We start from the raw sequence: 22,388 nt of genomic DNA on the forward strand, positions 1-22,388 counted from the left end.
CCCACAGTCTGTACTGCGTCAACAGTCAGAATCCGGCATTTAGTCCCACCACCCCTTCAAGTCTAACCATACAAGCCGGCTTGCCGGCGATGGGCTGCGCAGCAGCCCCCTTAGCAGACCTGTATTAGCCCAAGCGCGCTCGGCGGGACCCGCGAGCATCTGGGTCCGCTTTGCGGCCCATCGCCGGCAAGCCGGCTCCCACCTGGATTGCGGTGGCTTTTAGAAATGGGTAAGACCGTTGCTTCGACAGGTAAAACGCAGGCCTGAAGAACAGCGCGGTCGGGGTGGGAGCCGGCTTGCCGGCGATGGGCTGCAAAGCAGCCCCCGTAGCGGAGCTGTAATAGCCCGAGCGCGCTCGACGGGACCCGCGAGCATCTGGGGCCGCTTTGCGGCCGATCGCCGGCAAGCCGACAGCACAAAAAGGGCGCCGAAGCGCCCTGTTCTGGTGCATGTGTCAGTTCAGAGGAACACGAACTTGGCAATGAAGATCGCGCACAGCACCCACAGGCTGGCCGAGATCTCTTTGTACTTGCCAGTACCGGCCTTCAGCGCCACGTAGGTGATGAAACCCAGGGCAATACCGTCTGCGACCGAGAAGGTCAGCGGCATCATGATCACCGTGACGATCGCCGGAATGCTGTCGGTGGCTTCATCCCAATGGATGTGCGCCATGCTGCCCATCATCAGCATGGCCACGTAAATCAGTGCACCTGCAGTCGCGTAGGCTGGAATCATCCCGGCCAGCGGTGCGAAGAACATCGCCGCCACGAACAACAGGCCAACCACCACCGCGGTCAGGCCTGTACGGCCGCCTGCGGCAACGCCCGCGGCACTTTCCACATAGCTGGTTACCGGTGGCACGCCAACCACGGCACCGAACACGCTGGACGCGCTGTCCGCCTTCAAAGCCTTCGACAGGCCTTCGATGCGGCCGTCCGGCGCCACCAGGTTGGCCCGCTGGGCGACCCCCATCAAGGTACCGGCGGTGTCGAACATGTGCACGAAGAGGAACGCCAGCACCACGCTGATCATGCTCACGTTGAACACGCCGGCCACGTCCATGGCCATCCAGGTGGGGGCCAGGCTCGGCGGCATCGACATCACCCCGCCAAACTTCACCAGGCCCAGGCCCCAGCCGGCCAGGGTGACGCCGATGATGCTGATCAGGATGGCACCGAACACGCGCTTGTAGCTGAGGATTGCAATCGACAGGAAGCACAGTGCCGCCAGCAAAGGGCCAGGCTCATGCAGCGAACCCAGCTTGATCAGCGTGGCGGGGCTGTCGACGATGATGCCTGCGGTCTTCAGGCCGATCAGCCCGAGAAACAATCCGACGCCGGCCCCCATGGCATGGCGCAGGCTGACCGGAATACTGTTCAGCAACCATTCGCGCACTTTGGACAAGGTCAGGAACATGAACAGCACGCCCGAGACGAACACCGCGCCCAGAGCCGTTTCCCAGTTATAGCCCATGGTGCCGACCACGGTGTAGGTGAAGAAGGCGTTGAGCCCCATGCCTGGCGCCAGCCCCACTGGCCAGTTGGCATAAAGGCCCATCAGCAGGCAGCCCAGTGCCGCGGCGATGCAGGTGGCAACGAAGGCTGCGCCGTGATCGATGCCGGCGTCAGCCATGATGTTCGGGTTGACGAAGATGATGTACGCCATGGTGATGAAGGTGGTCACCCCGGCGATCATTTCGGTTTTGACGGTACTGCCGTGTTGCTTGAGTTTGAAAATCCGCTCCAGCCAGCTCGTTTCGAGCGGTGGAGCGAGATCCAGCGTAGGTGCGTCGGATTTGCGGCTTTCCACAGCGATACTCCTCAAGTCTTTCTTGTTGTTCTTGGAGCCAGTGACCTGCGCAATGCACTTGGCGGCTCCGCGAGGGATGGCAGACGTCTGACGCCGCTTTGTTGACTTACGGGTCAAGAAGTTGCCCGATGGATTATGCTTTTGTGTACAAAGAAAGCAAATAATGTTTTATTTTTTGTACGCATCATATGCCGCACATCAGCTATATAGATAAAACCCCACCTGCAGAAACGGCTCAGCTTGTGTACAATGCCGCCATACTTTCCTTCGTGCCTCGAGAGCCCATGAACGAACAGCTGCAACCTCTGAAGAAACCTGCGCGTGCCGGCAAGGCTGGCCGCAGCGGTACCCAAGACGATATCGTCTATGCGCACATCTTCGAGGCGATCCTCGAGCAGCGACTCGCACCGGGCACCAAGTTGAGCGAGGAAGCGCTGGGCGAGATATTCGGCGTCAGCCGCACCATCATCCGCCGTGCCCTGTCGCGCCTTGCCCACGAAAGCGTTGTGCTGCTGCGCCCTAACCGCGGTGCCGTGGTGGCCAGCCCGACGGTCGAAGAAGCCCGTCAGGTGTTCTTCTCGCGGCGCATGGTCGAACGCGCCATCACCGAACTGGCCGTGCAGCACGCCACCGTCGAGCAGCTCAACGAATTGCGGCACATGGTCCGTGAAGAGCGTGACAGCTTCTCGCGTGGTGATCGGGGTGCCGGCATCCGGCTGTCCGGGGAGTTTCACTTGAAGTTGGCCGAGGCGGCCGGCAATGCCCCGCTGGTCAGTTTTCAGCGCAGCCTGGTGTCGCAGACATCGCTGATCATTGCCCAATATGAGAGCGGCAACCGCTCGCACTGCTCTTATGACGAGCACACGCAACTGATCGATGCCATCGAGGCGCGTGATGCCGAGCAGGCGGTCAGCCTGATGATGCATCACATGGACCATATCGACAGCAAGCTCAACCTGGACGAGGAGAGCGCCTCGGACGACCTGCATGCGGTGTTTTCGCACCTGCTGAAAAAGCCCAAGGTCTCGCTGAAGGGTTGATCGTTTGCCTGGCTGAATGAGGGGCCGCTTCGCGGCCTGTCGCCGGCAATCCGGCTCCCGTGAGGTTGTGCGGGGGTCGCCTTGCCGGCGATGGGCGCCATGCGGCCCTCGTTGTTGCTGGTCATTGTTCAAAGGTCTGCTAAATTCTTGTGGGCAAACCTTCATCAAGCAGTTGGGCTTGCGCATCCGTTGCGTTCCACTTCTTGAGGAAAGGTCCATGACCATGTCTCTGGGTAAACGTATGGGTGCCGAGCTGATCGGCACCTTCTGGTTGGTACTCGGCGGCTGCGGCAGTGCGGTACTCGCAGCCAGCTCTCCCCTCGGCATCGGCGTTCTCGGTGTCGCCTTCGCTTTCGGTCTTACCGTCCTGACGATGGCATTCGCCATCGGCCACATCTCCGGTTGCCACCTGAACCCTGCTGTTTCCTTCGGGCTGGTAGTGGGCGGGCGTTTTCCGGCCAAAGAGTTGCTGCCATACGTCATCGCTCAGGTGGTCGGTGCGATCATCGCGGCTGCGGTGATCTACTTCATCGCCAGCGGCAAGGCCGGCTTCGAATTGTCGGCGGGCCTGGCGTCCAATGGCTACGCCGACCACTCGCCAGGCGGTTACTCGCTGGGCGCGGGTTTTGTCAGTGAAGTGGTGATGACGGCGATGTTCCTGGTGGTGATCATGGGCGCAACTGACGCCCGGGCACCGGCGGGCTTTGCCCCCATCGCCATCGGCCTGGCCCTGACGCTGATCCACCTGATCTCGATCCCGGTGACCAATACCTCGGTCAACCCCGCGCGCAGCACGGGGCCGGCGCTGTTCGTCGGTGGCTGGGCCTTGCAGCAACTGTGGCTGTTCTGGCTGGCGCCGCTGATCGGGGCAGCGATCGGCGGCGCACTGTACCGGGGGTTGGCCAAAGCGCCTTAGCGCTGGTGCACGCAGCGGCCGGCGGCGTAGGTTTCGCGCACGGTGCGGTCGTCGCCCAGGGTGGCGAGCACGAACAAGGTCTCTTCGATGCTGCCCGACTGCTGGATACGGTAGTCGAGCAGCGGCGTGGCCTTGTAGTCGAGCACCACGAAGTCGGCATCGTTGCCGGGGCGCAGGCTGCCGATCCGGTCATCCAGGCGCAACGCACGGGCGCCGCCGAGGGTGGCCAGGTACAGCGATTTGTAGGGGTGCAGGCGCGCGCCCTGCAGCTGCATGACCTTGTACGCTTCGTTCAGGGTGCTGAGCAGCGAGAAGCTGGTGCCGGCACCGACGTCGGTGCCCAGGCCTACGTTTACCTTGAAGCGTTCGGCCTGGGGCAAGTTGAACAGGCCACTGCCCAGGAACAGGTTCGAGGTCGGGCAGAAGGCGATTGCCGAGCCGGTTTCGGACAGGCGTTGGCATTCGTCGTCGCACAGGTGCACGCCGTGGGCGAAAACGGAGCGCTCGCCGAGCAGTTCGAAGTGGTCGTAGACGTCCAGGTAACCTTTCTGCTCAGGGAACAATTCCTTGACCCAGTCGATTTCCTTGAGGTTCTCGGACAGGTGCGTGTGCATGTAGACGCCCGGATGCTCCTTGAGCAACTGCCCGGCAAGCTTCAACTGCTGCGGGGTGCTGGTGGGGGCGAAGCGCGGGGTGACCGCGTAGTGCAGGCGGCCCTTACCGTGCCAGCGCTCGATCAGCGCTTTGCTGTCGGTGTAGCTGGTTTCGGCGGTGTCGGTCAGGTAGTCGGGCGCGTTGCGGTCCATCATCACCTTGCCGGCGATCATCCGCAGGTCCAGGCGCTCGGCCTCCTCGAACAGTGCATTGACCGACTGCGGGTGCACACTGCCGAACACCAGGGCCGTGGTGGTGCCGTTGCGCAGCAGTTCCTTGAGGAAGATTTTCGCGACGTTGTCGGCGTGATCCTTGTCGGCGAACTGCCTTTCACAGGGGAAGGTATAGGTGTTGAGCCAGTCCAGCAGCTGTTCGCCGTAGGAACCGATCATGCCGGTCTGCGGGTAATGGATGTGGGTGTCGATGAAGCCCGGGGTAATCAGGGCGTCCTGGTAATGCACCACTTCGATGTCGGCATCCAGCGTCGGCAGCAGTTCGCTGGCATGGCCCAGTGCACTGATGCGGCCATCGTCGATCACCAGCAGGCCGTCCTCGTAGTACTCATGGGACGCGTCCAGGCCCACCTCGGCCGGGTCAGCGATGCTGTGCAGGATGGCGGCACGGTAGGCTTTGCGGGTAGCGGTCATAACTCACTCGTCAATTGGCTTGGCTGCGCCGGGACGGCGGCAGCAGTTGGGCGATGGGGCCCGCATTGACGCCAGCGTCATGCTGGCCAAAGCAGGCGTTGTAGGTGGCAATGATTTCGCCGGCGATGGACACGGCGATCTCGATCGGCAACTTGCCCTTGACCTCGGCCAGGCCCATCGGGCAGCGCATGCGCGCCATCACGGCCTCGTCGAAGCCGCGCTCGCGCAGGCGGTGCTCGAACTTGACCCGTTTGGTCTTCGAGCCGATCAGGCCGAACCAGGTGAAATCGTTGCGCTTGAGAATGGCGGCGGTCAGCTCCAGGTCGAGCTGATGGTTGTGGGTCATGACGATGCAGTAGCAACCAGGTGGCAGCTCGGCCACTTCGTCGACCGGCTCCTCACTGACCACCTTGGTCACCCCGTTGGGGATGAGCTCGGGGAATTCCTGTTCTCGCGAATCGATCCAGCGCACCCGGCAGGGCAGGGCGGCGAGCAAGGGTACCAGAGCACGGCCGACATGGCCCGCGCCGAACACGGCGATTTGCGCCTGCACAGCGGTCATGGGCTCGAACAGCAGCACGGTGACGCCGCCACAGCACTGCCCGAGGCTGGCGCCGAGGCTGAAGCGCTCCAGGTGCGGCGTGCTGCGCTGCTCTTCAAGCATCTGCCGAGCGATGTGCAGGGCCTTGTATTCCAGGTGGCCGCCGCCGATGGTGTCGAACAGGCCGCTGGCACTGACGACCATTTTCGAGCCTGCGTTGCGCGGGGTCGAGCCGCGCTCCTCGATGATGGTCACCAGCACGCAGGCTTCGCCACGGGACTGGTGGTCGGCGAGGGCGTTGATCCATTGGTGCATGATGCAGTTCCTCATTCCAGGTGGCCTGTTCGAGCCTTGTCGCTGGCAAGCCTGGTGCCCGCAGGTACAGCGCAGGGCTTGCCGGCGATAGGGCCCGAACAGGCGCCCACCCAACCTCAGTGTGTGACGGTTTCCCGTTGCGGCTCTGCAGGCTCGGTGGCAGCCACCGCCTTGCGCATCTGCTCGCAGCCCCACAGCACCCGCTCCGGTGTCGCTGGTGCGTCGATGTTCGGTTGCAGGCGGTAACCGGCAATACTGGCCACGGCATCCTTGATCGCACACCAGGCGGCGATGCCGAGCATGAACGGTGGCTCGCCAACAGCCTTGGAGTGGAACACGGTGTCTTCCGGGTTCTTGCGGTTTTCCACCAGCTTTACCCGCAGGTCCAGCGGCATGTCGGCCACGGCCGGGATCTTGTAGCTGGCCGGGCCATTGGTCATCAGCTTGCCCTTGCTGTTCCACACCAGCTCTTCGGTGGTCAGCCAACCCATGCCTTGGATGAAGCCGCCTTCCACCTGGCCAATGTCGATGGCCGGGTTCAGCGAATCGCCGACGTCGTGCAGGATGTCGGCGCGCAGCATCTTGTACTCGCCGGTCAGGGTGTCGACGATCACTTCCACGCAGGCGGCGCCGAAGGCGAAGTAGTAGAACGGCCGGCCGCGTGCCTGGCTGCGGTCGTAGAAGATCTTGGGCGTGCGGTAGAAGCCGGTACTCGACAGGGAGACCTGGGCGAAGTACGCCTGCTGCACCAGTTGTTCGAAGCTGACGATCTGGTCGCGCACGCGCACATGGCCGTTACGGAACTCGACGTCTTCCTCGGTGACCTGATAATGCCGCGCGGCGAACTCGGTCAGGCGCTTTTTGAGAATCTCGGCCGCATTCTGCGCCGCTTTGCCGTTCAGGTCGGCGCCGCTGGAGGCTGCGGTCGGCGAGGTGTTGGGCACCTTGTCGGTATTGGTGGCGGTAATCTGGATGCGGCTGAAATCAACCTGGAAAATCTGCGCCACGACCTGGGCCACCTTGGTGTTCAGGCCCTGGCCCATCTCGGTGCCGCCGTGGTTCAGGTGGATGCTGCCATCGGTGTAGATGTGAATCAGCGCACCGGCCTGGTTGAGGAAGGTGGCGGTGAACGAGATGCCGAACTTGACCGGGGTCAGCGCCAGGCCCTTCTTGAGGACCGGGCTGTTGGCGTTGAACCGGCGGATCGATTCGCGGCGTTCTGCGTAGTCGCTGCTGGCTTCCAGCTCGGCGGTCATCTCCTCGAGCATGTTGTGCTCGACGGTCTGGTAATAGTGGGTGACGTTGCGCTCGGTCTTGCCGTAGTAGTTGGCCTTGCGCACGGCCAGCGGGTCGCGCCCCAGATGGCGGGCGATATGGTCCATCACCTGCTCGATGGCAACCATGCCCTGTGGGCCGCCGAAGCCGCGGTAGGCGGTGTTGGAGGCAGTGTTGGTCTTGCAGCGGTGGCCGTGCACGGTGGCATCGCCCAGGTAGTAGGCGTTGTCGGAATGGAACATGGCACGGTCGACGATCGAACCGGAAAGGTCGGGCGAGTAGCCGCAGTTGCCGGCCAGGTCCATGTTGATGCCTTGCAGGCGCCCTTCGTCATCGAAGCCGACGTCGTACTCGACATAGAAGGGGTGGCGTTTGCCGGTCATCATCATGTCTTCGACGCGCGGCAGGCGCATCTTGGTCGGCTGGCCGGTCAGGCGTGCGACCACGGCGCACAGGCAGGCCGGGCTGGCGGCCTGGGTTTCCTTGCCGCCGAAACCGCCGCCCATGCGGCGCATGTCGAGCACCACCTTGTTCATCGGCACGTCCAGCACTTCGGCGACAAGCTTCTGCACTTCGGTAGGGTTTTGCGTGGAGCAGAAGACGATCATGCCGCCGTCTTCAGTGGGCATCACCGAAGAAATCTGCGTCTCCAGGTAGAAATGCTCCTGGCCACCGATATGCAGGGTGCCCTGCAGGCGGTGCGGGGCGCTGGCCAGGGCAGTGGCCGAATCACCACGCTGGTGAGTGTGGCTGTCGAGTACGAAGTGCTTCTTGCGCAGCGCCTCGACCACGTCCAGTACCGGCTCCAGGTCTTCGTATTCGATGATCGCCGCCATGGCGGCACGGCGCGCGGTTTCCAGGTCGCGCGCGGCCACGGCGAGGACCGGCTGGCCGAAGAACTCGACCTTGTCGATGGCCAGCAGCGGGTCACCGGCCACCACCGGGCCAATGTCCTTGAGGCCTGGAATGTCTTCATGGGTGATGGCGATGCGCACGCCTTCGAAGGCATAGCACGGCGTGGTGTCGATGCGCAGGATGCGGGCGTGGGCACGGTCGGCGGTGCGCGCATAGACGTGCAACTGGTTGGGGAATTCCAGGCGGTCGTCGATGTACACCGCTTCGCCTGCCACATGCTTGTCGGCGCTGTCGTGCTTGACGCTGCGGCCGACTCCGGTGGTCAGGTCCTGGCTGAACAGTTCGGCCATCTCGGCCTGGCTCTTGACGGCGTGATGGTTAGACATAGTCGGTCACCCGGGTTTCGATGTGCGGCGTTTGCTGTTCGATGAAGTACTTGCGCAGCAGGTTCTGCGCGGTCAGCAGGCGGTATTCCTTGCTGGCGCGGAAGTCGCTGAGCGGGGTGAAGTCCTCGGCCAGGGCCTGGCAGGCGCGCTCCAGGCTCGCCTGGTTCCACGGCTTGCCGCGCAGGGCAGCTTCACAGGCGCGGGCACGTTTGGGGATCGCGGCCATGCCACCGAAGGCGATGCGTACCCCGCTGACCACGCCGTCTTCGATGCTCAGGTTGAAGGCGCCACACACAGCCGAGATGTCGTCATCCAGGCGCTTGGAGACTTTATAGGCGCGGAAGGCCCAGTCATTGCTGGCGCGCGGTACGATGATCTTCTCGATGAATTCGCTGTCCTGGCGGGCGGTGATGCGGTAGTCGATGAAGTAGTCCTCCAGCGGCATCGTGCGCTGGCGGTCGCCCTGGCGCAGCACGATCTGCGCATCGAGGGCGATCAGCAAGGGCGGTGAGTCGCCAATCGGTGAGGCGTTGCCGATGTTGCCGCCCAGGGTGCCCTGGTTGCGGATCTGCAGCGATGCAAAGCGGTGCAGCAAGTCGCCGAAATCAGGGTATTCCTCGTTGAGCGCGCCATAGCAATCGGTCAGCGGTGTGGCAGCGCCGATTTCCAGGTGGCTGGCGGTCTTGTCGATGCGTTTGAGTTCGGCCACGTGGCCGACGTAGATCATCACCGGCAAAGTCTTGTGGAACTGGGTGACCTCCAGCGCCAGGTCGGTGCCACCGGCCAGCAACCGCGCTTCGGGGTGCGAGCTGTAGAGGTCGGCCAGATCGGCTACGGTCAGCGGCACCAGGCAGCGTTTGTCGCCGCTGTTGAGCTCGCCGGTCTGGGTCGGCTCGATAGCTTTGAGGCGGCTGATGGTCTGGGCCTTCTGCGCGTCGAACTGATCGCGGCACGGCTGGCGGCAGCTCTGTTCGGCGGCATCGAGAATCGGCCGGTAGCCAGTGCAGCGGCACAGGTTGCCCGCCAGCGCTTCCTGGGCCTGATGCAGGTCGTGGCCCTGGCTGTTCTTCTGCAGGGCGAACAACGACATGACGAAGCCTGGGGTACAGAAGCCGCATTGCGAACCATGGCAGTCGGCCATGGCTTGTTGCACGCTGTGCAGTTCGCCCTGGTGCTTGAGGCCCTCGACGCTGATCAGCTGCTTGCCATGCAGCGACGAAACGAAGGTCAGGCAGGAGTTGAGGCTGCGGTAGCGCAGGCTGTCCTGGCCTTGATCATCCTGGGTCAGCTCGCCGACCACCACGGTGCAGGCGCCACAGTCGCCGCTGGCGCAGCCTTCTTTGGTGCCGGGTTTGCCCAGGTGCTCACGCAGGTACTGCAGCACCGTCATGTTCGGGTCCAGGGCGTGCTCGCTGCGCAGCTCCTGGTTGACGAGAAACTGGATCACGGGGATGGCCTCGCAATGGTTTTATTGTTGTTGAGCGGACAATAAGCAGAGCTGACACGCTGGTCAATAATTTTCTGACTTAAGGGTCAAGAAATTCTCCGCACGAAGGTCTGGCCGCCCAGCCTGCCGATATATAAAGCATAGATCGGGCCGCCTTTACCGTTGCCTGGCAGCACAAATAAAGGCTGTCGCTCCTCTGCGCGACGGCTGGCCAATTGCGCTACAATCGCCCACTTGTGCCCAGTTCAATGATTTCGAAGGAAAACCATGACGTTCAAGGCGCCGGACAGCCTCTCCGAGCAGATCGCCGACTACCTGGCCGAACGCATCATCCGCGGCGAGCTCGCGCCGGGTGAGCGCATCCAGGAGCAGAAGGTCACCCAGGCGCTGAATGTCAGCCGCGGCTCGGTGCGTGAAGCGTTGTTGATCCTCGAACGTCGCCATCTGGTTGCGATCCTGCCGCGCCGCGGCGCTCATGTGACCCGGCTCGACGAACGCAGTGTGCGGAGCCTGTGTGCCCTCATGGGCGAGTTCTACATTCTGCTGGGTAATGCCGTTGCCCAGAAATGGCGCCTCGATGCAGACCTGCGCCCGTTTCTGGACATCCAGCAACGCCTGCAGCAGGCCCGTGAACGGGGTGACATCAAAGCCTTCGTCGCCGACAGTTTTGCTGTAATGCGCGCCGCCTATCCGTTCGCCGACAATCCTTACCTGCAGGAAACCGTCGAAAACCTGCAGCCGGCCATGAGCCGAGCCTATTACTTGGCCCTCGATCAGCGCCAAGCCAACATGCTCGATTACCTTGACCTGTTCGCCCACCTGCTAGACGCCGTGGTGGCCCGTGAACTGCCGCGCATCCGCGAGGTACTCACCGCCTATTGCCAGCGCAGTTGCGACCTGGTGCTGGCGGCGCTGGCCCGAGGCTGACCGATGCGCCTGAAGTGCATTCGCCTGGCTGGGTTCAAGTCGTTCGTTGACCCCACCACCGTCAACTTCCCCAGCAACATGGCCGCCGTGGTCGGCCCCAATGGTTGCGGCAAGTCCAATATCATCGATGCGGTGCGCTGGGTGATGGGCGAAAGCTCGGCGAAGAACCTGCGCGGTGAGTCGATGACCGACGTCATCTTCAACGGCTCCACCAGCCGCAAGCCGGTCAGCCAGGCCAGTATCGAGCTGGTCTTCGACAACAGTGAGACCACGCTGCTGGGCGAATATGCCGCCTACGCGGAAATCTCCATCCGCCGCAAGGTCACCCGTGATGGGCAGAACACCTATTACCTGAACGGCACCAAATGCCGCCGCCGCGACATCACCGACATCTTCCTCGGCACTGGCCTGGGCCCGCGCAGCTACTCGATCATCGAACAGGGCATGATCTCCAAGCTGATCGAGGCCAAGCCCGAGGAGCTGCGCAACTTCATCGAGGAGGCGGCGGGCATCTCCAAGTACAAGGAGCGCCGCCGCGAAACCGAAAGCCGCATCCGCCGCACCCAGGAGAACCTGGCGCGCCTGACCGACTTGCGCGATGAGCTTGAGCGCCAGCTCGAACGCCTGCACCGCCAGGCGCAGGCCGCTGAGAAATACCGTGAGTACAAGGCGCAGGAGCGTCAGCTCAAAGCGCGTCTGGCGGCGCTGCGCTGGCGTGATCTGGATGAGCGCGTACGCCAGCGCGAGTCGGTGATCGGCGATCAGGATGTGGCCCATGAGGCGCTGGTGGCCGAACAGCGCAACGCCGATGCGAGCATCGAGCGGCTGCGTGACGGCCATCATGAGCTGTCCGAGCGCTTCAACCAGGTGCAGGGCCGCTTCTATTCGGTGGCCGGCGACATCGCCCGGGTCGAGCAGAGCATTCAGCACGGTCAGCAGCGCCTGCGCCAATTGCAGGATGACCTGAAGGAAGCCGAGCGCACGCGCCAGGAAACCGAGTCGCACCTTGGGCATGACCGCACCCTGCTGGCGACCCTCGGTGAAGAGCTGGCGATGCTCGAACCGGAGCAGGAAATGACCCTGGCCGCAGCCGAAGAGGCTGCCGCCACCCTCGAAGAGGCCGAACTGGGCATGCACGGCTGGCAGGAGCAGTGGGACAGCTTCAACACCCGCTCTGCCGAGCCGCGGCGCCAGGCCGAAGTGCAGCAGTCGCGCCTGCAGCAACTGGAAGCCAGCCTGGAGCGCTTGGCCGAGCGCCAGCGCAAGCTGGGTGAGGAACGCGACCAGTTGGGCGCTGACCCGCAGGAAAGCGCCATGCTGGAGCTGTCCGAGCAGTTGGCTGCCAGCGAGATGTTGCTTGAAGAGCTGCAATTGTCCGAAGAACAGGTGGTCGAGCGCCTGGAGGGCCTGCGCGCGCAATTGCAGGAGGCGGCCCAGGCTCAGCAGCAACAGCAAGGCGACTTGCAGCGTCTGGGCGGCCGCCTGGCATCCCTGGAGGCGTTGCAACAGGCTGCGCTCGAACCCGGTGCAGGGGCTGCCGACTGGTTGCGCGAGCAAGGGCTGGAGCAGCGGCCACGCCTGGCGCAAGGGCTGCGTGTGGAGCCGGGTTGGGAGCTGGCGGTGGAAACCGTATTGGGCGCTGACCTGCAAGCGGTGCTGGTGGACGGCTTCAACGGCTTGGATTTTGCCGGGCTGGAGCAAGGCGAGTTGCGTCTGTTGGTGGCGGGGCATGAAGGTGCGCGCCGGCCCGGCAGCTTGCTCGACAAGGTCGAGGGGCCCACCGACCTGGCCCCTTGGCTGGCCCAGGTGCGGCCAGTCGAAGACCTGGCTCAAGCCCTCGCTGAGCGCGCCGGCCTTGGCGAAGGCCAGAGCCTGGTCAGCCGCGACGGCTTTTGGGTTGGTCGGCATTTTCTGCGCGTCAGCCGCGGCAGCGAAGCCCAGGGTGGGGTACTGGCGCGGGCGCAGGAAATCGAGCGCCTCGGCCAGGAACAGCTGGAGCTGGAAGCTACGCTGGAACAGACGGAGCAGCAGCTGCAAGCCTTGCGTGAGCAGCAACTGGGCCTGGAAGAGCAGCGCGAGCAGCTGCGCCGGCGCACCCAGGAAGAAAGCCGCCAGCATGGCGAGTTCAAGGCCAGCCTTTCGGCAGGCCGGGCCCGTGCCGAACAGGTCGAGCTGCGTCGGCGCCGGCTGCAGGAAGAATTGAGCGAACTTCAGGAGCAGCGCGCCCTGGAGCAAGAGCAACTGGGCGAAGCCCGCCTGGTGCTGCAGGAGGCCCTGGACCTGATGGCCCAGGACACCGAGCAACGCGAACAGTTGATGGCCCGCCGCGATACCTTGCGCGAAGGCCTTGACCGGGTCCGCCAGGAAGCTCGCCAGCACAAGGATCATGCCCACCAGTTGGCTGTGCGCCTGGGTTCGCTGCGCGCCCAGCACGACTCGACCCGCCAGGCACTGGAGCGCCTGGAGCTACAGGCGGCCCGCCTGAGTGAGCGGCAGGAGCAGTTGAGCCTGAACCTGGAAGAGGGCGAGGCGCCGCTGGAAGAGCTGCGCCTGAAGCTGGAAGAACTGCTTGAGCGGCGCATGAGCGTCGACGAAGAAATGCGCCAGGCGCGCCTGCACATGGACGACGCCGATCGCGCCTTGCGCGACGCCGAAAAGCGCCGCACCCAGGCCGAGCAGCAGGCGCAGTTGCTGCGCGGCCAGCTCGAGCAGCTGCGCCTGGAGTGCCAGGGGCTGGATGTGCGGCGCAAGACCTTGCAGGAGCAATTGTTGGCCGACGGCTACGACCTGCAGGGTGTGCTTGCCACTGTCGAGGCCGAGGCCAGCGAACAGGGCACCGAGCAGGAGCTGGAGCAGATCGACGCCCGTATTCAACGCCTGGGCGCGATCAACCTGGCTGCGATCGAGGAGTACGAACAGCAATCCGAGCGCAAGCGCTACCTCGATGCCCAGGACGCCGATCTGGTCGAGGCGCTTGAGACCCTGGAAAACGTCATCCGCAAGATCGACAAGGAAACCCGCACCCGCTTCAAGGATACCTTTGATCAGATAAATGCCGGATTACAGGCACTTTTCCCAAAAGTTTTCGGTGGTGGCAGCGCTTATCTGGAACTGACGGGCGAAGATTTACTCGATACAGGGGTGACGATCATGGCGCGCCCGCCTGGCAAGAAGAACAGCACCATCCATCTGCTGTCCGGCGGCGAGAAGGCACTGACCGCATTGGCGCTGGTGTTTGCCATTTTCAAGCTGAACCCCGCACCGTTCTGCATGCTCGACGAGGTCGATGCGCCGCTGGACGATGCCAACGTCGGCCGGTATGCCCGGTTGGTCAAGGAGATGAGTGAAAGCGTGCAGTTCATCTACATCACGCATAACAAGATTGCCATGGAGATGGCGGATCAATTGATGGGGGTGACCATGCACGAGCCTGGGTGTTCACGTCTCGTTGCAGTGGATGTGGAGGAGGCACTGGCCATGGTCGACGCCTGATGAGCCAAGAGAAGGCGGAATGTGCAGGTAAATGCCCCCGCCATGTGCGACAGACGGTGTAAAGTTGTCTTTGGTCGTGCTAGCTTAATGTCACTCGTTTTATGCGTGGGTAAAACGCCTGTCAGAACATAGAGTTGGCGCCACGTGTTAAAGGGCTTTGAAGCCTTTGTTTTCAAGCATATTTTTATAGAGGCACGGGATTACATGGAAATCGGTCTGCGCGAGTGGCTGATCCTCATCGGCATCATTGTCATCGCCGGTATTCTTTTCGACGGCTGGCGCCGCATGCGCGGCGGAAAAGGCAAGTTGAAATTCCGTCTGGATCGCAGTTATTCCAACCTCCCGGACGAGGAAGGCAGCGCTGAGGTGCTGGGCCCGTCGCGTGTGCTCGATACCCAGAAGGAGCCGGAGCTGGATGAAAGCGACCTGCCGTCGCTCAGTGCGCCGGCGCGTGAGCGTGAGCGCGAGCAGAAACCGGCCAAGGCCAGCAAGCGTGGCAAGCGTGCCGCTGAAGTGCAGCCGCAGGGCGACCTGGACCTGGTGGCCGAGCCGCGCGAGCCCGACTTGTTCGCCGATGCCGACGATGATTTCGCTGCCGATAACAACCGCAACGGTGGTTTTGCTGCCGCGGGCAGTGCTGCCAAGGAGCTGCCACCGGTCGAAGAGGTGCTGGTGATCAGCGTCATCTCGCGTGATGAAGGTGGCTTCAAGGGCCCGGCGCTGCTGCAGAACATTCTTGAAAGTGGTTTGCGCTTCGGCGAGATGGACATCTTCCATCGCCATGAAAGCATGGCCGGTCACGGCGAAGTCCTGTTCTCCATGGCCAATGCTGTCAAGCCCGGCATCTTTGACCTGGACGACATCGATCACTTCAGCACGCGCGCGGTCAGCTTCTTCCTCGGGCTGCCAGGCCCGCGCCATCCGAAGCAGGCCTTCGATGTGATGGTCGCCGCAGCGCGCAAGCTGGCCCACGAGCTCAATGGTGAGCTCAAGGATGACCAGCGCAGCGTGCTGACCGCCCAGACCATCGAGCATTACCGCCAGCGCATCGTCGAGTTCGAGCGCCGCGCGCTGACCCAGAAACGCTGATGTCATCGAGCGAGCGGACCATGCCCTGGTCTTGCTCGCTTCGTTTCAAGCGCAAGAGCAGCCCAGGGCTGATGCCAATCAGTGAGTGCGAGCAGGGCTGTTCTGCAGCCCATCGCCGCCAAGCCAGCCCCACAGCCGCAGCGCAGGCCTCTGGCGCTGCGCCATCTCTGTGGGAGCTGGCTTGTCGGCGATGGGCCGCAGAGCGGCCCCAAACCGCTTGCCTGACTGGCGTTGAGCCAAGGGCTGCTCTTGTGCTTCGCAAGAGAACCTGAAGAATGAACGCCGAATCCCGAATCCACGCGCTGCGCGCCGAGCTCGACCAGCACAACTACCGCTACTACGTACTCGACGAGCCCAGCGTACCGGACGCCGAATACGACCGCTTGTTCAACGAACTCAAGGCGCTCGAAGCCGAACACCCGCACCTGGTCACCCCCGACTCGCCCACTCAACGCGTCGGCGGTACCGCCCTGGCCGCGTTCAGCCAGGTGCGCCACGAAGTGCCGATGCTCAGCTTGGGCAACGCCTTCGAGGAAGCCGACCTGCGTGAATTCGGCCGCCGTGTGGTGGAGGGTCTCGACCAGCCGGGCGCGGTCGATTACAGCTGCGAGCCCAAGCTCGACGGCCTGGCGGTCAGCCTGCTCTACCGCGATGGCCAGCTGGTGCAGGGTGCGACCCGGGGGGACGGCACCACCGGCGAAGACATCAGCGCCAATGTGCGTACCGTGCGCAACATCCCGCTCAAGCTGCAGGGCGAAGGCTGGCCGGCGGTGCTCGAAGTGCGTGGTGAAGTGTTCATGAGCAAGGCGGGTTTCGACCGCCTCAACGCGGCCCAGGCTGAGGCCGGTGGCAAGACCTTTGCCAACCCGCGCAACGCCGCTGCCGGCAGCCTGCGCCAGTTGGACTCGAAAATCACCGCCAGCCGCCCGCTGGAGTTCTGCTGCTATGGCGTTGGTCAGGTATCGGCAAGCATTGGCGAGAGCCATATTGGTATCCTCGAACAGCTCAAAGCATGGGGCCTGCCGATCAGTCGTGAGCTCAGGCATGCGGCCGGTATCGAGGAGTGCCTGGCTTACTACCGCGACATCGGCGAACGGCGCAACAGCCTGCCGTACGAAATCGATGGGGTGGTGTTCAAGGTCAACAGCCTGGCCTCCCAGCGCGAGCTGGGTTTTCGCGCCCGCGAGCCGCGTTGGGCCATCGCCCACAAGTTCCCGGCCATGGAAGAGCTCACCGAGGTACTGGATGTCGAATTCCAGGTCGGGCGTACGGGGGCGGTCACGCCGGTCGCACGCCTCAGGCCGGTCAAGGTGGCTGGCGTGACCGTGTCCAACGCCACCTTGCACAACATGGATGAGATTGCCCGCCTGGGCCTGCGCATCGGCGATACGGTGATTATCCGCCGTGCGGGTGACGTGATCCCGCAAGTCATGCAGGTGGTGCTTGACCGCCGTCCTGAAGACGCCCGCCCGGTGCAGGTGCCAAGCGCGTGCCCGGTGTGCGGTTCCCAGGTCGAGCGCACCCAGTTGGTCAAGCGCAGCAAAGGCAAGGAAACCACCAGCGAAGGCGCGGTGTACCGTTGTGTCGGCCGTCTGGCCTGTGGCGCCCAGCTCAAGCAGGCGATCATTCACTATGTTTCGCGGCGCGCCATGGATATCGACGGCCTGGGCGAGAAGAGCGTCGAGCAGTTGGTGGACGAAGGCCTGATCGGTTCGCCGGCGGACCTCTACAAACTGCAGTTCGAGCAGATCGTCGGCCTGGAAGGTTTTGCCGAAGTCTCCAGCAAGAAGCTGCTGGATGCCATCGAGGCCAGCAAGCGACCGAGCCTGGCGCGCTTCATCTATGCCCTGGGCATCCCGGACGTGGGCGAGGAGACCGCCAAGGTGCTGGCCCGCTCGCTGGGCAGCCTGGCACGGGTGCAGCAGGCGTTGCCGCAGGTGCTGACGTACCTGCCGGACATTGGTCTGGAAGTGGCCTACGAGATCCACAACTTCTTTGAAGACGAACACAACTGCAAGGTCATCGAGCAGTTGCTCGCTTGCGGTATGCAGTTGCAGGACGAAGGCGAGTTGGCGGCAGAGTTCGCTGCGAGCACCACCCTGGCCGGGATGATCGCCAAGCTCGACATCCCTTCGGTCGGGCCAACCGGCGCGCAGAAGCTGGTAGCCAAGCTGGACAGCCTGGAAAAGATCATCGCCGCCGATGGCATCGACCTGCGCCAGGCACTGGCGGCGAAACAGGCCGAAGCCGTGCGCGAATTCTTCAAGGAGGAGGCCAACCAAAAGCTGGCCAGAGACATCGAAGCTCAGTTGCTGGCGTTCGGCATGCACTGGACCAGCCAGAAGAAGGTCGCCGAGGGCTTGCCCCTGGCTGGCCAGACCTGGGTGCTGACCGGCACGCTGGAGCGTATGAGCCGCGATATCGCCAAGGAGAAGCTGGAAAGCCTGGGTGCCAAGGTGGCCGGTTCGGTGTCGGGCAAGACACACTGCGTGGTCGCTGGCCCAGGCGCGGGCTCCAAATTGGCCAAGGCCAGTGAACTCGGGGTCAAGGTACTGGATGAGGACGCGTTCGTCGTGTTTCTGGGCGAGCAGGGCATTGCCATCTGATCGTCCAGGCCTCATCGCCCCCAGGCTCGGCGCAGCCCCTGTGGAAGCCGGCTTGCCGGCGATGAGGCCAGGCCAGGCCCCTGGATCTGGACAAGTCATTGAGAAATGATGACTTTTTCTCCGGTTAAAGGTTGTAACTTCGCCCCAGACCGGTACAATGGCGCGGCTCGCTACTTGGCGAGCCGCGTAGTGGTGGCCCCATCGGTCCCCCCGCATTGATTACCCGTTAACCTGGTCAGGCCCGGAAGGGAGCAGCCATAGCGGGAACATCGAGTGCCGGGGTGTGGCTGGTGGGGCCGCCTCCATTACGCAAGTCCTTGAATTCTCAGGGATTTCTCGCTCAAAAATCTCAAAGTGTGACAACGTTTAGGTACACCTAGGTGGTGCACTGTGCTTGCCATTTTAGATCCTTTCCGTTTGGGCTACTACCCTCTGTTGTGTACTGTTCTGCCGCTTTATGGCATAGGCGCACAAGATTCTCCTTTGTGATCATCGAAAAAAAAGTACCAGAGCATTGGATTTCCGGTCCAGCAGCGTATAGTTGTGTCCAGTAAAGACAGGTTGCCGGGATGGATTTGTAGCATCGAAAGTCATGCAGGAGTTTCGAGATTACTGATGCGTAACGGAGAAGGTTGAATCCGAGTTGAATAGAATTTGTTAGTAATCAATCCAAAAAGAGTTAACGAAGAGATTCAGGACAAGCCGCATTGGTATAACTATTATGCGGGGTACTCTCATTCGTTCGCTATGAATGTCATCCAGGGGGCTGGGCTCACTGACTCATCCGTGATCCTGGATCCATGGAATGGTGCTGGCACGACTTCACTGATGGCGTCAATAGCGGGTTATGATTCTATCGGTGTTGACTTAAATCCTGTGATGAAAGTCATAGCCAGAGCAAAGCAGTCCACGAGTAGCGACGTTCAGAAGATTGAACAGAAGCTTGCTAAGATTTCGACTGTCCGTATAGGCGGCGTAAGTGAGGCCGATCCTCTCAGGCAGTGGTTTTTACATGCTGGTGTGCGTGCTATACGAAAAGTCGAGCGCCTAATTCTTGATGGTGCGGTGCATAAAAGTGTTGCAGATAAAGTCAATTCGCTATCTGCAAGTGATTGTGTTCTCTATACAGCTCTATTCAATTGCGTGCGTGGATATCTGAAGGACTTTATTCCGTCTAATCCGACTTGGATAAAGAAACCCAAGAGTGAATGCGATAAGGTTGATGTGAATTGGAAGAAATTCAAATCGCGCTTTTTGACTATCGTAAATGAAATGATAAATGGGCTGCACCTCAATGAGCATGACTGGGATGAGAGGCGTGCTTCGCTTCTCATTGCGTCGTCTGAGCAACTGCCTTTGCCGGATATGAGCGTTGACTTAGTGCTCACTTCGCCCCCGTACTGCACGAGAATTGACTATGGCGTAGCTACTATGCCGGAGTTGGCAATTGTGTCCGGATTGATCATTGATGAGTCCGATAAAATCAGGCGGGCTTTGATGGGAACCACTACGGTTCCGAAAATGGCCGATAGTCTATGTCATGAGCAGTTCGGTTGTGTGTGTGCTAAGTTTTTGGATGCCGTGAAATCCCATTCTTCGAAAGCATCTGCCACATATTACTATAAGAATTTTGTACAGTACTTTACAGCGCTTGCCAAGTCTTTGCTCGAAGTGAGTAGGGTGATGAAGCGTGGAGCTTCGTTTGTTTGTGTTGTTCAGGACTCATTTTACAAAGACCTGCACTGCGACTTGCCTGGGATCATTATCGAGTTGGGGCAATTATATGGATTGGAATTGCAGCAGCGGCATGACTTTGAAAGTAAGCAAAATATGGTCAATATAAACGGTCGAAGTAAGAGCTACAGAAAGCAGAGTACCGCTTATGAAAGTGTACTGGTATTGGCTAAGTGAGGAAACAGAATGGCTCAGGATGATTTGATACTCGCGTTGGAGTCCAAGGTCGAAAAGGTTCATACCCAAAGCCTTGACCTGTCCTTCAATGAGTTGTTAGATATGCATGCGGACGGCGAACTAGATATTAACCCAGACTACCAGCGGTTGTTCCGGTGGAGCCAGGGTGCACAGTCCCGCTTCATTGAGTCATTGCTGCTCGAAATGCCCGTTCCACCGATCTATGTTGTCGAAGACGACAATGGTAAGTATCAGTTAATTGATGGGCTTCAGCGTTTCTCTTCCTATCTTCATCTTCGGGGGAAGCTTGATGCTCCCCACCTTCTTGAGCCGATTCGCAAGGGTGACAATCTTAAGCTCCAAGAGTGTGATATTGTTGAGGACCTGAACGGTCTCACGTATGAAGCGTTGCCAACAGCGTTGAAGATACGCCTAAAGCGAGCGTTTGTGCGCGTCGAGGTGGTTCGTAAGGGTAGCGACAACAAATTTCGCTATCATATGTTCAAGCGTTTAAATACTGGTGGTGAAGCATTAACAAGCCAGCAGTTGCGTAATTGTACTATTCGAATGCTTGACTCGACCTTCATTGATTTTATTATAAAGTTGAGCAAGAAGAATGATTTTGTAGTCTGCACCAAGAGGATTTCTGAGCAGCAAAAGCTTGGTGCTTTCGATCAGGAATTGGTTTTGAGGTACTTTGCCCTAAAAAATTATAAGAGCAAATTTGTCCATGATGTTTCTGATTTTCTAACGGAGTACATGGAGAAGGTATCTGATCCAGAGTCGGATGTCGATTTCGATTATGCTGCGGAAGAAGCCGGGTTCGACACGGTATTTTCCCTGCTACAACAGACTCTGGGTGAGAAAAGCTTCGGGCGGTCGGGCAAGACCGGAATTCAATCTAACTTTGCAGTTTACCATTTTGAGGCCATCTGTACCGGCTTGCAGCCCTATCTCCCGAAAATCGATTTGGGTAATGCTCTTCAGCTAGCGGCCATCAATGCTAAGTTGATGGAGATTAAGTGCGATGACGAATTTATTGCTCAAACCACAGGTGGCGGAAAAAACTCACCTGGTCAACTGGCGAGCAGAATTGGCATAGTTGAAAAAAAATTAGCTGAGTTGAAATTATGACTCTGGCAATATTTCAAGAACAAATCGAGATGGAGCGAGACTGGCGTGAGTCAGAAATAAGGTTTCTCCATAACGTTCAAGAGACGATGGGCTTGACGGACCGACAAAGAGTGCGTCGCTCTATCGTTTGTTTGCTCTATGCTCATGTGGAGGGATTTGTAAAGTTTGCCTTCTCGCTTTACGTTGATCAAATAAATAACCAGTTCTTGAAATGCAAGGATGTCAGTTCTGCTATCGCCGCTGCTGCTTTTTCTAAAGAATTTAAAGCTCTTAAGGATGTCAATAAAAAAAGTGCATTCTTTATAAATAGCTTGCCGGAAGACAAGCATCTGCATAGCTTTGCTCGTGAAATGGATTTTGTTTCAAGTATTGAGAATTTTTACGAACACCCGGTTTTTATTGGTGAGGACTACATCAATACAGAAAACAACGTTGGGCGAGAGGTTATTGAAAAAATGCTTTTTCAAGTTGGGCTTGCGTATACTGATCTTCGCGAAGTGTATGCACCGCTCAATAGACTTCTAAATGTACGTAACGATATTGCTCATGGAAAGCGGAAGCAAGGTATTGAAGATGCAGACTATCAAGTGTTTTTAGAGTGCTGTCGATCAGTAATTGAGGGGGTTTCCCGGCGACTGACCACAGCTTTTGGAAATGAGCAATTCCGCAGGTAGGTGTGTCAGAAGCGTGAACTGTAAGAGCTGATTTTTATGGCCGAGTCTATGAAGCGTGTTTTAGTGTGGGGCGTAGAGCACGCACGCAATCTCGCGCTTGCCTGATCTTCTATTGGTAGCCTCGATGCGGGGCTGTGGTTAACGCTTCTGGCTGGCCCATAGCGAGCTGTACAGCACGATTTCAGAATATCTGATGGGACAGGGCAGCACGACACGGAGCGACGACGATCGCCCCGTACGAAAACCCAAGCGCTGTGAACTGCTAGTGGCGAATGACAGCTCAAGACGGGCCATTAGGCGGGATACGGTCATAGGTTGAAATGCACTGCCCCGAGCCGTGGTAACACCCTTTGAGTTGAGGCACTGAGCGATGGCAGCAAGCGAAGTGCAGCCATCGTACAGGCACGCCTTGATGTGGTGAGCGACAGCATCAGCTCGATTGTCAGCATTCACCTTCTTAGCCTCCACTGCGGCTCCATTGCCTACGGCCCAAGCTCTCGCACGGGCAGCATCGCGACGGGCAATCTTTTCCGTAAGCGCTCCATGAACCCCACATTCAAAGCGCTTACCTGATCCCCGATGCTGTGCTCCCGATTTCCTTCTGGAGCCAGCCCTGCATGATGCGCCCCGACAGCAAAGTCGAAAAAGTCTACCTCTACCCCAAGCCTGT

At 60.3% G+C, this 22,388-nt stretch carries 14 protein-coding genes and 1 other RNA gene; 10 read left to right on the forward strand and 5 right to left on the reverse strand.

Annotated features, from left to right (window positions below; all coding sequences use genetic code 11):
- Positions 1–459: 459 nt before the first annotated feature.
- The gene (locus tag ACIPZH_RS25375; protein WP_372490345.1) at positions 460–1,809 is read right to left on the reverse strand and encodes an NCS2 family permease; all 1,350 of its coding nucleotides are present in this window, start codon (positions 1,807–1,809) and stop codon (positions 460–462) included.
- A 284-nt stretch (positions 1,810–2,093) separates the two neighbouring features.
- Between ACIPZH_RS25375 and ACIPZH_RS25380 the strand changes: the two genes are divergently transcribed.
- On the forward strand, positions 2,094–2,849 hold the full coding sequence (locus tag ACIPZH_RS25380; protein WP_400638295.1) for a GntR family transcriptional regulator: 756 nt from the start codon (positions 2,094–2,096) through the stop codon (positions 2,847–2,849).
- Between the two features lie 217 nt (positions 2,850–3,066).
- Positions 3,067–3,765 carry an aquaporin Z gene (gene aqpZ / locus ACIPZH_RS25385; RefSeq protein WP_400638296.1) on the forward strand — a complete coding sequence of 233 codons (699 nt, stop codon included), beginning with the start codon at positions 3,067–3,069 and terminating at the stop codon, positions 3,763–3,765.
- Here aqpZ and guaD read toward each other — a convergent pair.
- The 4 genes from guaD to xdhA all read right to left on the reverse strand — a co-directional run bounded on the left by guaD (position 3,762) and on the right by xdhA (position 9,885).
- Entirely contained in the window at positions 3,762–5,066 is a 1,305-nt protein-coding gene (gene guaD / locus ACIPZH_RS25390) for a guanine deaminase (RefSeq protein WP_400627563.1), read from the reverse strand. The genes aqpZ and guaD overlap by 4 nt on opposite strands.
- A gap of 10 nt (positions 5,067–5,076) precedes the next feature.
- Positions 5,077–5,922 carry a xanthine dehydrogenase accessory protein XdhC gene (xdhC, locus tag ACIPZH_RS25395; protein WP_241804515.1) on the reverse strand — a complete coding sequence of 282 codons (846 nt, stop codon included), beginning with the start codon at positions 5,920–5,922 and terminating at the stop codon, positions 5,077–5,079.
- 116 nt (positions 5,923–6,038) lie between these two features.
- Entirely contained in the window at positions 6,039–8,438 is a 2,400-nt protein-coding gene (gene xdhB / locus ACIPZH_RS25400; RefSeq protein ID WP_400638298.1) for a xanthine dehydrogenase molybdopterin binding subunit, read from the reverse strand.
- On the reverse strand, positions 8,431–9,885 hold the full coding sequence (gene xdhA, locus ACIPZH_RS25405) for a xanthine dehydrogenase small subunit (protein WP_241804513.1): 1,455 nt from the start codon (positions 9,883–9,885) through the stop codon (positions 8,431–8,433). Before xdhA ends, xdhB begins: the two co-directional genes overlap by 8 nt.
- Before the next feature lie 267 nt (positions 9,886–10,152).
- On the opposite strand from xdhA, the gene ACIPZH_RS25410 reads away from it, so the two are divergent.
- From ACIPZH_RS25410 to ACIPZH_RS25445, 8 genes are all read left to right on the forward strand, one after another.
- On the forward strand, positions 10,153–10,812 hold the full coding sequence (locus tag ACIPZH_RS25410) for a GntR family transcriptional regulator (protein ID WP_241804512.1): 660 nt from the start codon (positions 10,153–10,155) through the stop codon (positions 10,810–10,812).
- Positions 10,813–10,815: 3 nt separating this feature from the next.
- Positions 10,816–14,304, forward strand: coding sequence for a chromosome segregation protein SMC (gene smc, locus ACIPZH_RS25415; RefSeq protein ID WP_400638299.1), 3,489 nt, complete (start codon positions 10,816–10,818; stop codon positions 14,302–14,304).
- 204 nt (positions 14,305–14,508) lie between these two features.
- Positions 14,509–15,393 (forward strand): cell division protein ZipA, encoded by an 885-nt coding sequence (zipA, locus tag ACIPZH_RS25420; protein WP_241804510.1) that lies wholly within the window; start codon positions 14,509–14,511, stop codon positions 15,391–15,393.
- 275 nt (positions 15,394–15,668) lie between these two features.
- Entirely contained in the window at positions 15,669–17,999 is a 2,331-nt protein-coding gene (gene ligA, locus ACIPZH_RS25425; protein WP_349976136.1) for an NAD-dependent DNA ligase LigA, read from the forward strand.
- Between the two features lie 199 nt (positions 18,000–18,198).
- An RNA gene (gene ffs / locus ACIPZH_RS25430) (signal recognition particle sRNA small type) lies at positions 18,199–18,295 on the forward strand.
- A gap of 490 nt (positions 18,296–18,785) precedes the next feature.
- Complete coding sequence (locus tag ACIPZH_RS25435) at positions 18,786–19,910, forward strand: hypothetical protein (protein WP_400627572.1); 1,125 nt, start codon at positions 18,786–18,788, stop codon at positions 19,908–19,910.
- 9 nt (positions 19,911–19,919) lie between these two features.
- Positions 19,920–21,044, forward strand: a complete 1,125-nt coding sequence (locus ACIPZH_RS25440) for a DUF262 domain-containing protein (RefSeq protein ID WP_400627574.1) — start codon at positions 19,920–19,922, stop codon at positions 21,042–21,044.
- Positions 21,041–21,718: an MAE_28990/MAE_18760 family HEPN-like nuclease gene (locus tag ACIPZH_RS25445; protein WP_400627576.1), complete on the forward strand. Its 678-nt coding sequence runs from the start codon at positions 21,041–21,043 to the stop codon at positions 21,716–21,718. Before ACIPZH_RS25440 ends, ACIPZH_RS25445 begins: the two co-directional genes overlap by 4 nt.
- Positions 21,719–22,388: the final 670 nt, after the last annotated feature.

Origin of the sequence: Pseudomonas sp. NPDC089758 (genome assembly GCF_044748705.1) — a bacterium.
GTDB classification, from domain to species: Bacteria; Pseudomonadota; Gammaproteobacteria; order Pseudomonadales; family Pseudomonadaceae; genus Aquipseudomonas; species Aquipseudomonas putida_X.